Genomic DNA, 11,507 nt, shown 5'->3' with positions numbered 1-11,507 from the left:
GGGCGCCCGAATGAGGCGATCAACAGAGCACGCCTCAAGAAAAATCCGCCCACATGGGGCTGGACCGCCCCCGCGTCCACCTCTCGCCCCCGATTGCCTGAATGCGTTGCCCAAAAACCGCACCGCCCCGCAGGATTCCGCCACCGCCCCGGCCATTTTCAGCCCAAAATGCCCCACAAAAAAATGTGAACGGAACTTGTAGCCCCGTCCCCTTGTTTCCTCTGCAAGGGTGCAACAAATACCCTTTTGTCACGAGCGACAGTTTCCGGGCAATCCCGCCCGGACCGCTAGCGAAACGCCCCAAATCAAGGGGTGCAAAAAGAAGGAACTTTGACATGTTCAAGAAAGTAACACTTGCCACCGCCGCTCTGGCCCTGGCCACTGCGCCGGCTTTTGCCGGCTCCCCCGAACCCGCTCCCGTGGAACCCGTGCTCGCAGCGCCCGCGCCCGTCGCCTCCTCCCCCGACTGGACCGGGTTCTACGCCGGTGGCCAAATCGGTTATGCCAATGTCGACACCAATGTCGCCGGCGTTGACGGTGACGGCCTCATCGGCGGTATCGTTGGCGGTTACGACTGGGATCTGGGCAACTGGGTCGTCGGTGTTGGCGCAGACTGGGATTTCGCGGATATCAGCCTTGGCGCTGCCGCTGATCTCGAGCAGGTCTGGCGCCTGAAGACCCGTGGCGGTTACAAGATCGGCAACGGCCTTGCCTATGCGACCGTCGGCTATGCCAACGCGGACACCGATAACCTGGGCGACGATGACGGCTACTTCATCGGTGCCGGTTACGAGCACCTGGTAACCCAGAACTTCAGCCTCGGTGGCGAAGTGCTTTACCACGAGTTCGACAACTTCAACTCCACACCGACCGATGTTGAAGCGACAACCGTTCAACTGCGCGGTACCTTCCGCTTCTAAGTCAGCTTGATAAGCATCAAAGGCGCCTCCGGAAATTTCTCCGGGGGCGTCTTTTTGTATAAACACCTGATAATTCCCTCAAATCGCGGCCATAAACGGCCAAACCCACGCGGTTTGAAATCCCAAACCGGTACACTGGCCCGCAAACGATACCGTTGATTACGAAAACCCAATCCACGGTTGTATGCTATACTCGTGATTCTCCGCGCCCCTCAGGCCCCTCGCGGGTCGTGTAAAAAGGACATCGCGAATGAAAACGGCCCTGGCATCCCTCCTGATCGGCGCTTTTGCGTCCGGGACAGCCGTGGCCCAGTCCCCGGACTGGTCCGGTGCCTATGCCGGCGCCCAGCTCGGATTTGCGTCCGCAGACAGCACCCTGCCGGGGGTCAGCGGCGATGGCCTCATCGGCGGGATCACCGGGGGGTATGACTGGGATCTGGGCAATTGGGTTATTGGCCTCGGCGCGGATTATGACGTGGCCGATATCGACCTTGGCGCCGCGGCCGATCTCGAAGAGGTTTGGCGCATCAAGTTTCGCGGCGGCTACAAGATCGGCCAGGGCCTGGCCTACGGGACCGCGGGCTACGCTAATGCCGACACCGACACGCTGGGGGACGAAGATGGCTATTTCGTCGGCGCAGGATACGAGCGCCGACTCGCCCCGAACTTCAGCCTCGGCGGCGAGGTGATCTACCACGAGTTCGACAACTTCAACGCCACGACCACGGATGTGGACGCAACAACCATGCAGGTCCGCGGCACGTTCCGCTTCTGACCCCGCCGGGTCAGCTCTTCTGGAAACTGCCGCCGTAACGTGCCGTTTTCTTATCCGCCGGGAACGCGCCTTCCTCGATGAAACGCGCATGGCACCGCGCCAATGCCACCCGGTCAAGCGCCACACCAAGCCCCGACCCTTCCGGCAGCCAAAGACCACCAGACTTAGGCTGCATCGGGCCACCCTCGATAACATCGTCGGCATACCAGCGCAGCAAGGTCTGGCTCGCATCGGTGACATGGCGCGCCGCAGCCGAAACATGCAGATAAGCCGCCGTGGCGACCCCGCTTTCGCCCGAATGAAACCGGAAGCCTACGTTAAACGCCTCGCAGGCCCGGATGAAGGCCATCGCGTTCGCGATCCCGCCCAACTCGTTCAAGTTGGTGACGATGGCATCGGGCGCACCCAATTCAACCGCCCGTCTCAGGTCGATCCTGTGGCTCGAAAAACTGAGCCCGGAACACTCCCTAAGCTGCGCCATTTCCTCATAACTTTCAACCGGTTCCTCGATCCAGCTAACGTCGTATTCCTGCAAGCGCCGGATGGCCTTCCGCGCCGTCGGAACGGTCCAGGCCCCGTTCGCATCCAACCGCAATTCGCGCTGCCCAATGGCCGCCCGCACCTCGCGTACCATGGCGATCTCAGTGTCCGGATCGACGGTCGCCAGCTTGCCTTCGAAGATACGCGCGTCATGCTCCTCGATCATCTGACCACAAAACCGCGCAATATCTGCGGGCGTGGCCTCGCCAGGATGGTCTGGCCCCGGCAGGCGAAACGCGAAATACTCCGTCAAAGGCACGAAATCACGGACCTTGCCCCCCAACAGATGCCAAAGCGGCAAATCCTCGGTCTTGCCCCGCGCATCCCACATCGCCATCTCGATACCGCCAAAGGCGCGCCGCTTGGCCAGCAGGTTGTCCCAGGGCGTATAGGCCATCCCCGGCACGACACGCCGCTCCGCCTCGGCGGTCAACCGGATGTCCAGCCCCCGAAGCTGCTCTCCGAGCGTCAACACATCGGCACTGCGGTCCCCATCGGCACATTCGCCCAGGCCAACGACACCGTCCTCGGTCTCCACCTCGACGATGGTCTTCGTCAGAGAGGCAATCGCGCCGTAGCTGAACCGGTACGGCGCTACAAAGGGGATGTTCACAGGCGTCGCCCGGATTGTCTTGATCTTCATGAAAAGGACGTTGGCAAATTTGCCCCGACAAGGCAAACCCCATGCGCGCCAGCGCATCGCCACGCGAAGGCGGACAGGGAGGGTTGGCGGGCGCCCGAGCGGGGCGATTTGATCCGCCTCAAGACGCGCCCCTCGCAATTTTCACCGACCTTCCCCATATCCCCTGCATGAACCGACGTGAATTTACCCGCTCCCTCGCGGCCATTGGCCTGACCCCGGCACTGCCGAGCCTGCCGTCACAGGCCATGGCGGCCCCTGCCCCCGCCTTCACGCCCTACATGTACGGCCTCGGTGCGCATATGGCGCGCTCCACCGGCTTGTGCTCGGTCGAAATGTTGTCGCAAAAATTGGCTCTGCCGCCGGCCGCAGCGGGGGCAATGCAAGCCAAACTGATCCGCAGCGGCGTGATTACGGCGCCCAATGCGGCGGGCCTCGCGATGGCAACCGACCCCTACATGGCCACCATCCGCTTCAAGACCGCAACGACGGCTCTGGGCAAGGCCACACGCCGTTACGCTCCCTCGATCACCGACACAGGACACGCCAGCCCGACCGAAGACGCGCAACCTAGTCCAGATGCAGTTTCTGCTCCAACGCCCGCATCGCCGCCCGATCGGACGCATCAAGCGCCGCGGCAGAAGACGTAAACAGCGTCGCCTGCGACTTCAGGATCAACCCGTCTTCGAGTATTTTCAAATGGTTGGCCCGCAGCGTGTCACCGGTCGAGGTGATATCGGCAATCGCTTCGGCGGTCTCGTTCTTGACCGTCCCCTCGGTTGCCCCTTGGCTATCGACAAGCTGGTAATCCGCCACGCCATTTTCCCGAAGAAAATCGCGCACCTGCCGGTGATACTTGGTCGCAATCCGCATCCGGAACCCGTGCACCTGCCGGAACGCCGCCGCCGCCGCGTCAAGGTCATCGAGCGTATTCACATCGACCCAGGCCGACGGCACCGCCAGGATCAGGTCGGCATGGCCAAAGCCCAGTTCCGCCAATTCCCGCACGTCGCCATTCCACGGGCCCAGTTTCTCGCGAACGAGGTCGGTACCCGTCACACCCAGGTGAATGCGCCCCGCCGCCAGCTCCCGCGGAATTTCCCCTGCCGAAAGCAACACCAGATCCACATTGTCGATCCCCTCGACAAAACCTGCATATTCCCGGTCCGACCCGGCGCGGCCCAGGGTCACGCCGCGCGCACCGAACCATGCAAAGGTCTTTTCCATCAACCGCCCCTTGGACGGCACACCCAGCTTGATGCTCATGACAGCCCCCCAAGCGCGGCCACCAGGCCGGGACGGATCACACCGCCCACCGCCGGTATCTCGCGCCCCTGGCCCAGATGCCGAGTCAGCGCGTCATAGCGCCCGCCGGTCGCGACCGGTGGCAGATCCGGGCGCGTTGGCGCATAGAAGCCAAACACGAACCCGTCGTAATACTCCATCTGCGTCCGGCCATAGGACGCCTCGAAATCAAGCGCCTCCACATCGACCCCACGTGCGTCAAGCTCGGCCATCCGCGCGGCCAACCGGTCCACCGCGTCACTGATTGCCGGCATATCGACCGCGATATCGCGCAGACGCTCCAAAGCGAAATTGCTGGTTTCGCGCACATCAAGGATCGCCTCGATCAGCGCCACCTCGCCTTTTGCGACCGGCGGCGTTGCCGCATCCTCGCGCAAGGCGTCGATCCGCGCCGCAATCTCAGCCCGGCTGCGCAAGCCGATCAGGTGCGGCAGATCGCCCAGCGGATCCTCATGAGCCAACAGCGCCGCCCGGCTCTCCGGCACGGGCGCGCGGCCCGAAAACCGGTCCATCAGCGCCCGGAAACGCCGTGGCCGCCAGATATGACGCCGAAGCGCCTGCTTGCGCCTGTCGGTCGTCCGCAACCCGTCCACCGCGGCCATCAGGATGCCGATATCCCCCGTCGCCGCCCGCAATCCCAAGGGCGCAAGCAGCTCTGCGAAAAGGGCAAACACTTCCGCATCCGAGGCCGCGGGCCGGTCACGCTCGAAAATCTCGTAGCCCACCTGCAGGTATTCGCTGGCCCGGTCGGGATCGTCTTCCTGACGGCGAAAAACCTCTCCCGCATAGGTGTAACGCGCAGGCTCCGCGCCGTGGTGCATATGCATCTGCACCACCGGCACCGTGAAATCGGGCCTGAGCATCTGCTCTCCCCGGAGCATGTCCGAGGTCACATAGGCACGGCCGCGGATATCCTCGCCATAGAGATCCAGAAGCACCTCCGCAGGCTGCAGGATCGCCGCCTCGATGGGCTGCGCACCCGCCGCTTCGAACGTGCCCCGAAGGCGCGCCGCCTCGGCCCGGATCGCCGCCCTGCCTGGCATCAGCCCTGCCCGTCCAGGATTTCCTGCACCTTGGCGACCAGTTGATCGCGCGGTACTTCAAACTGGCTCGGGCGGGATTTCCACTCTTCAAGCGTCGCGTTCTCGGCAATCTGCGCCCCCAGGATCAGGTCCTTGATCTGCACGATCCCCTTGGCCTTTTCATCGCCACCCTCGATCACGGCAACCGGAGAATGGCGCCGATCCGCATATTTGAGCTGATTGCCGAAATTCTTCGGATTGCCAAGGTAGACCTCGGCGCGGATGCCCGCGGACCGCAACTCGCCCACCATCGCCTGATAATCCGCCATCCGGTCGCGATCCATGACAGTGACCACAACAGGCCCCGTTGCGCCGCCACCAATGCGGCCCTTCTCGCGCAGCGCGGCCAGAAGCCGATCCACCCCGATGGACACACCTGTGGCCGGCACCGCCTGCCCGGTGAAACGCTTGACCAGATCATCATAACGCCCGCCCCCGGCGACCGAACCGAACTGCCGCTTACGGCCCTTTTCATCGAAAATCTCGAAGGTCAGCTCGGCTTCGAACACCGGCCCGGTATAGTAGCCAAGCCCCCGCACCACTGAGGGATCGATCACGATCCGGTCAGGGCCATAGCCCTGTGCCTCCAGCAGCTCTGCGATGGTTTTGAGTTCCTGCACACCTTCACGGCCTTCCTGCGACCCTTCCACCAGATAATCAAAGCCGGCGAAATTATCGGACCATCTTTCTCCCTGCACGAAATGCATGATGCGCGCGGCCTGTTCAGCGCTCAGATTGGCACCTGTCGTAAAGTCGCCGCTTTCATCGGTCCGCCCAACCGACAGCAAATCTCGGACGCCTTCCTCACCCAATCGGTCATATTTGTCGATAGCTCGTAGGACAATGCCGCGCTCGACTTGCTTCTCATTGCCAGAAAGCCCGGCAGCCTCAAGCACGCCATTGAGCACCTTGCGGTTATTCACCCGCACAATGTAGTCGCCGCGCGGGATGCCAACCTCTTCCAGCGTGTCGGCCAGCATCGCGCAGATCTCGGCGTCGGCGGCCATCGAGGCCGTGCCCACAGTATCCGCATCGCATTGATAAAACTGCCGGAACCGCCCCGGGCCGGGTTTCTCGTTGCGCCAGACCGGCCCCATCGCATACCGGCGATAGGGCGTGGGCAGGTCGTTGCGGTGCTGCGCATAGACCCGGGCAAGCGGCGCGGTCAGGTCATAGCGCAGAGCCAGCCAGTCACCGGGCTTGTCGCCCTCGGCGTCTTCCTGCCAGGCAAATACACCTTCATTCGGGCGGTCCACATCGGGCAGGAACTTGCCCAGGGCCTCAACCGTCTCAACACCCGAACTTTCCAGCGCATCGAACCCATAGCGATGATACACCCCGGCAATCGCATCCAGCATCCGGGCGCGTTCCGTTACCTCGGCACCGAAGTAGTCGCGAAACCCCTTGGGCGGTTCGGCCTTGGGGCGGGGTTGTTTCTTTTGCTTGGCCATGGGGCGCATTCCTTGCGGCGGGTGGTTGCGGCGCGGTCTAGCGGATGGGCCGCACGGGGGCAAGCGGCCCCGTGGTTGCCAGCCCGAGATATTGCCGGTAAAAACAGGCCATGAGAAGATTGGAAGAACAGATTTCCCACCTCACCAGAACCGTTGATGACCTGTCGGACGTAATCGCCCGGCAGGAAACGGAAATTGCCATGCTGACCCGCCGTGTGCAGATGCTGATCGAACGCGAGGCTGAACGCGAAGCTAATGTCGGCGGGCAGGTCGTTCTGGGCGGTGATGAACGCCCGCCGCACTGGTAATATGCCCTAGCTCTTGGTGTCCTGTGCCAGCAGCCTGCCATCGTGCAAGAGCAGGTTCGACCAGCGTTCATTGTCCCCGAAACTCTCGTAGATACTGAGGAAAACCGTGTTGCTTTCAAGCCGGTCAATCTTGCGGCCGCAGGGTTTCTTGCGCGGCACGCCGCAAACCTGGGATTTCAGTTTTTCATAGGACTTGTCGGTCTTGCTATAGGGCTGCACCTCCGCCGGGAGGCCATAACGCAGTTGTTCATGCATACCCACCGACCCGAACAGCGCCAGGGACGCCGTGAATTGCCGCGCGCAGCCATCGGCAAACCCGGTGAGATAGAATGTGTGCGGCGCGGTGTTGCCCGGATCACTGTCATAGAGCCGGTGTCGAGGCCGTCTTTCCGGGAACTGCGCGACCTTCTTTCCCATCTTTGCGCGGGGAAGATCACAGATCCGCGCCACTTCCCCATAGGGCAGCGTGGTTCCGGCAGAAACGTCCGAGGTGGGCGCTTTCTCTGAGGTTGAGAAGAGGCTCATAAGCCCCTGCTTTCCTTCTTCATTCTCAGACACATCCGACCTAGCACCATAGACCTCGGGCGGCAGGTTACTGTCGTCGATTTTCGTCTCTTCACCGCTGCCCAAGAGCCGCGCAAAGAAGCCCGCCTGCTCACCGCGGGCATCTGCGGGATCTGTCGAAACGCTCAGGACGGTCGGGTCTTCGGGAATATCCGCTTCAGTCAGACGGGGAAAGGTCGCAAGCGGGTCGCCACAAGCGCCCAGCGTCATCACCACCGACAAGATCAGCAGATGCCTCATTCTTCCCCCCGATGCCAACCCACGGCCTGCACATACACCCAAAACCGTTCCATAGCGCAGGATCGGGGCGAAGGTCTACTCTTCGAAGGGATAGGCCCACAAAACGGCCCCATTCTGCCGGTGGCGGCGGCCTAGATTTCCTCGACGGTCACAACCCCGCCAAGGCTTTTGATGGCGCCCTTAATCTGCGGATTGACCGGGAAATCCTGCCCCGCGTCAACCTCCACTTCACCCGGTAACTCATTGTTCAAAAGGCAAAATACGACTGGCCCTCGCCCGGCATTCTTGGCTACATCCGCGGCATTGCCCAAAACGCTTGCCACCGACGGGATCACGTCGGGTGTATCGACAAAAATCCGAAGGCCGACCGCACCGGCATCGGCAACCAGCCCGTCAATCGGCTGCACCGAGCGCGCTAGAAGTTTGAGCTGATCGCTCTCCATAGTGGCCTCGACCGTGACCACAACCTGGGACCCGGTATTCAGGAAATCCCGGGATTTTTCGAGCGTTTCCGAGAACATCGTGACCTCGTAGCCGCCCGTGGTATCCGAGAGCTGCACGAAGGCGAAACGGTTGCCGCGGGCCGATTTGCGCTCCTGCCGGCCGGCCACGACACCGGCCATCTTGAGGATCGCGGCGCCACGCTCGGCACGGAGTTTGACCTCATCAAGCGTCAGCACGTCCTTGCGCTTCAGGATCGTCATATAGTCATCCAGCGGGTGGCCCGACAGGTAAAAGCCAACCGCCTTGAATTCTTCGGTCAACCGCTCCGCAGGCAACCAATCCTCCACCGGCGGCAGGCGCGGCTCGGGCAGGTCATCGCCCGCCTCGCCAAAAAGCGACACCTGATTGGAATTCTTCTGTTCGAAAATCGCAGCGGAGTAATTCATCAATCGCTCGACGCTGTCAAACACCCGGCGTCGGTTGCGATCAAGCTCGTCAAACCCGCCGGCCCGCGCCAGCATCTCCAAAGGGCGCTTGCCAATCCGCTTGAGGTCCACCCGTCGGGCAAAATCGTAGAGCGTGGCGAATTCCTTGTCCCCGCGCCCCTCGGTGATGAGTTTCATCGCCTCGACACCCACGTTCTTGAGTGCGCCCAGCGCATAATGCAGCGCCCCGTCGCGCACGGCAAACCGCGCCTCCGACCGGTTCACGCAGGGCGGCACATAAGGCAGATCGAGGCCCTTTTTGACCTCTTCGAAATAGACGGCCAGCTTGTCGGTCAGGTGAATATCGCAGTTCATGACGCCTGCCATGAATTCCACCGGATGGTTGGTCTTGAGCCAGGCAGTCTGATAGCTCACCACCGCATAGGCGGCGGCGTGGGACTTGTTGAAACCGTAATTGGCGAACTTGTCCAACAGGTTCCAGACCTCAAGCGCGGTCTTGTCGTCAACGTCGTTTTCCTTGGCGCCCTTAATGAATTTGGGGCGCTCGGCATCCATCGCTTCCTGGATTTTCTTGCCCATGGCGCGGCGCAACAGGTCCGCGCCGCCAAGGCTATAGCCCGCCATCTCCTGCGCGATCTGCATCACCTGTTCCTGGTAGACAATGATGCCCTGTGTCTCGTCAAGGATGTGGTCAATCGACGGGTGCAACGTCTCCCGGTCGGAAAGGTCATTCTTGACCTCACAGAATTTCGGGATGTTCTCCATTGGACCGGGCCGGTAGAGCGCCACGAGGGCAATAATATCCTCGATGCAGTCCGGCTTCATGCGTTTGAGCGCATCCATCATGCCCGAACTTTCCACCTGGAACACCGCGACCGTCTGCGCCCGCGAATAGAGCTCATAGGTCTTCGCGTCATCCAGCGGGATCGCGTTGATCTGGTTCTCCGCCCCCGGCGCGGGATCATAGATCGTGCTGCCATCTGCAGCGATATGCAGGTCGCGCCCCTCGCCATGGATCTGTTCAATGGCATTCTGGATCACGGTCAGGGTCTTCAGGCCCAGGAAGTCGAACTTGACCAATCCCGCCTGCTCCACCCATTTCATGTTGAACTGCGTGGCGGGCATGTCCGAGCGCGGATCCTGATAAAGCGGCACCAGCGCATCAAGGGGCCTGTCGCCAATCACCACCCCCGCAGCGTGGGTCGAGGCATTCCTGAGCAGCCCCTCGACTTGCATCCCGTAATTCAAAAGCCGGTCGACAACTTCTTCGGATCTCGCCTCTTCGCGCAGGCGATCCTCCTGCGCCAGCGCCTGCTCAATGCTGACCGGTTTGACCCCTTCGACCGGGATCATCTTGGAAAGGCGATCCACCTGCCCGTAGGGCATCTGCAACACGCGGCCAATGTCCCGCACCGCGGCCTTGGAGAGAAGCGCACCGAAGGTGATGATCTGCCCCACCCGGTCGCGGCCGTATTTCTCCTGCACGTACTGGATGACCTCCTCGCGGCGATCCATGCAGAAGTCGATATCGAAGTCGGGCATGCTGACCCGTTCGGGGTTCAGGAACCGCTCAAAAAGCAGCGAGTACCGCAATGGATCAAGGTCGGTAATGGTCAGCGCATAGGCCACGAGCGACCCCGCGCCCGAGCCCCGGCCCGGTCCAACCGGAATGTCGTGATCCTTGGCCCATTTGATGAAGTCGGCCACGATCAGGAAATAGCCCGGAAATCCCATCCCCTCGATGATCCCAAGCTCGAAATCGAGGCGTTTTTCATATTCCTCGACAGAGGTGGCATGGGGGATGACCGCCAGACGGTCTTTCAAGCCCTGCTCAGCCTGACGGCGCAGTTCTTCGACCTCGTCATCGGCGAATTTCGGCAGGATCGGATCACGGCGATAGGTACCAAAGGCACAGCGCCGGGCGATTTCGATCGTGTTTTCAATCGCTTCCGGCAGGTCGGCGAACAGTGTCGCCATTTCCTGCGGGGATTTGAAGTAATGTTGGTTGGTCAGGCGACGACGCGGCTGGGACTGATCGACATAGGCGCCCTCGGCCACGCAGATCATCGCATCATGCGCCTCGTACATCTTCGAGGTCGGGAAATAGACGTCGTTCGTGGCAACCAGCGGGATTTGCATGGCATAAGCCATCTCGATGAACCCGCGCTCGGTCAGCCGCTCGGCCTCGGGCGCGCCGTTCTCGCCGGGATGACGCTGCAACTCCACATAGAGACGGTCGTCAAAAGCCCCGTGCAGCCCGCGCATCAGCGCCTCTGCCGCCGGAAACTGCCCCGCCTGCAAGAGCCGCCCCACCGGTCCATCCGGCCCGCCGCTGAGGCAGATAACGCCCTCCGCATGGGCCTGCAAATCCGCCATCGTGACATGGGGCAACTGCCCGTCCCCGCGCAGATAGAGCGCGGAATTGAGCTTCATCAGGTTCTCATAGCCGCGCTCGTTCTGGGCCAAGAGGACAAGCGGCGCCGGAGGTGCCGTCTTCTCGCCCGGGGTGGCCACGTCCTCGCCGAAATCCACCTGGCAGCCCATGATCGGCTGAATGCCCGCCCCGCTGGCGGTCACCGAGAACTCCAGCGCGGAAAACATGTTGTTGGTGTCGGTCACCGCAACCGCAGGCATGCCCGCATCAAGGCACAGACCCGGCAGTTTCTTGAGCCGGATCGCCCCTTCCAGAAGCGAGTATTCAGTATGAAGGCGGAGATGGATGAATCGGGCTTGGCTGCTCATATGCGGCATCCTAAGTCAGCGCCGATCTTGCCGCCACAACTTCTGTGCGC

The 11,507-nt window shown here is 61.9% G+C and carries 10 protein-coding genes; 4 read left to right on the top strand and 6 right to left on the bottom strand.

Annotated elements, in window-relative coordinates:
- The first annotated feature begins 335 nt into the window (after window positions 1–335).
- A complete protein-coding gene (locus RBB29_RS18310) occupies window positions 336–920 on the top strand; it encodes an outer membrane protein (RefSeq protein ID WP_306115772.1) in 585 nt (194 codons plus the stop codon).
- Between the two features lie 250 nt (window positions 921–1,170).
- Entirely contained in the window at window positions 1,171–1,695 is a 525-nt protein-coding gene (locus tag RBB29_RS18305) for an outer membrane protein (RefSeq protein WP_306115771.1), read from the top strand.
- Window positions 1,696–1,705: 10 nt separating this feature from the next.
- Here the strand turns inward: RBB29_RS18305 and RBB29_RS18300 are convergent, their stop codons facing one another.
- A complete protein-coding gene (locus tag RBB29_RS18300) occupies window positions 1,706–2,878 on the bottom strand; it encodes a mandelate racemase/muconate lactonizing enzyme family protein (protein WP_306115770.1) in 1,173 nt (390 codons plus the stop codon).
- Window positions 2,879–2,919: 41 nt separating this feature from the next.
- Between RBB29_RS18300 and RBB29_RS18295 the strand changes: the two genes are divergently transcribed.
- Window positions 2,920–3,525 carry a hypothetical protein gene (locus RBB29_RS18295; RefSeq protein ID WP_306121198.1) on the top strand — a complete coding sequence of 202 codons (606 nt, stop codon included), beginning with the start codon at window positions 2,920–2,922 and terminating at the stop codon, window positions 3,523–3,525.
- On the opposite strand, the gene hisG is transcribed toward RBB29_RS18295, so the two are convergent.
- Genes hisG through hisS form a run of 3 tightly spaced genes read right to left on the bottom strand, consistent with a single transcriptional unit; the run spans window position 3,446 to window position 6,713 of the window.
- Complete coding sequence (gene hisG, locus RBB29_RS18290) at window positions 3,446–4,141, bottom strand: ATP phosphoribosyltransferase (RefSeq protein WP_306115768.1); 696 nt, start codon at window positions 4,139–4,141, stop codon at window positions 3,446–3,448. The genes RBB29_RS18295 and hisG overlap by 80 nt on opposite strands.
- Window positions 4,138–5,223: an ATP phosphoribosyltransferase regulatory subunit gene (locus RBB29_RS18285; protein WP_306115767.1), complete on the bottom strand. Its 1,086-nt coding sequence runs from the start codon at window positions 5,221–5,223 to the stop codon at window positions 4,138–4,140. The genes hisG and RBB29_RS18285 overlap by 4 nt, the downstream gene beginning before the upstream one ends.
- Window positions 5,223–6,713, bottom strand: coding sequence for a histidine--tRNA ligase (gene hisS, locus RBB29_RS18280; protein WP_306115766.1), 1,491 nt, complete (start codon window positions 6,711–6,713; stop codon window positions 5,223–5,225). Before hisS ends, RBB29_RS18285 begins: the two co-directional genes overlap by 1 nt.
- Window positions 6,714–6,823: 110 nt before the next feature.
- On the opposite strand from hisS, the gene RBB29_RS18275 reads away from it, so the two are divergent.
- Window positions 6,824–7,021, top strand: coding sequence for a SlyX family protein (locus tag RBB29_RS18275; RefSeq protein WP_306115765.1), 198 nt, complete (start codon window positions 6,824–6,826; stop codon window positions 7,019–7,021).
- Between the two features lie 6 nt (window positions 7,022–7,027).
- Here the strand turns inward: RBB29_RS18275 and RBB29_RS18270 are convergent, their stop codons facing one another.
- On the bottom strand, window positions 7,028–7,825 hold the full coding sequence (locus RBB29_RS18270; RefSeq protein ID WP_306115764.1) for a hypothetical protein: 798 nt from the start codon (window positions 7,823–7,825) through the stop codon (window positions 7,028–7,030).
- Between the two features lie 131 nt (window positions 7,826–7,956).
- On the bottom strand, window positions 7,957–11,457 hold the full coding sequence (gene dnaE, locus RBB29_RS18265; RefSeq protein ID WP_306115763.1) for a DNA polymerase III subunit alpha: 3,501 nt from the start codon (window positions 11,455–11,457) through the stop codon (window positions 7,957–7,959).
- Window positions 11,458–11,507: the final 50 nt, after the last annotated feature.

The sequence above is a fragment of the Roseovarius sp. MMSF_3359 genome (genome assembly GCF_030733385.1).
Classification (GTDB): Bacteria; Pseudomonadota; Alphaproteobacteria; order Rhodobacterales; family Rhodobacteraceae; genus Roseovarius.
The sequence above is the reverse complement of the archived record's forward strand: the minus strand, read 5'-3'. Positions and strand labels throughout refer to the sequence as shown.

Coding starts and splice junctions, on each gene's coding strand:
- RBB29_RS18275 (WP_306115765.1), top strand. CDS start 6,824: ATGAGAAGATTGGAAGAACAGATTTCCCACCTCACCAGAACCGTTGAT.
- RBB29_RS18285 (WP_306115767.1), bottom strand. CDS start 5,223: ATGCCAGGCAGGGCGGCGATCCGGGCCGAGGCGGCGCGCCTTCGGGGC.
- RBB29_RS18295 (WP_306121198.1), top strand. CDS start 2,920: ATGCGCGCCAGCGCATCGCCACGCGAAGGCGGACAGGGAGGGTTGGCG.
- dnaE (WP_306115763.1), bottom strand. CDS start 11,457: ATGAGCAGCCAAGCCCGATTCATCCATCTCCGCCTTCATACTGAATAC.
- RBB29_RS18305 (WP_306115771.1), top strand. CDS start 1,171: ATGAAAACGGCCCTGGCATCCCTCCTGATCGGCGCTTTTGCGTCCGGG.
- RBB29_RS18270 (WP_306115764.1), bottom strand. CDS start 7,825: ATGAGGCATCTGCTGATCTTGTCGGTGGTGATGACGCTGGGCGCTTGT.
- RBB29_RS18310 (WP_306115772.1), top strand. CDS start 336: ATGTTCAAGAAAGTAACACTTGCCACCGCCGCTCTGGCCCTGGCCACT.
- hisG (WP_306115768.1), bottom strand. CDS start 4,141: ATGAGCATCAAGCTGGGTGTGCCGTCCAAGGGGCGGTTGATGGAAAAG.
- RBB29_RS18300 (WP_306115770.1), bottom strand. CDS start 2,878: ATGAAGATCAAGACAATCCGGGCGACGCCTGTGAACATCCCCTTTGTA.
- hisS (WP_306115766.1), bottom strand. CDS start 6,713: ATGGCCAAGCAAAAGAAACAACCCCGCCCCAAGGCCGAACCGCCCAAG.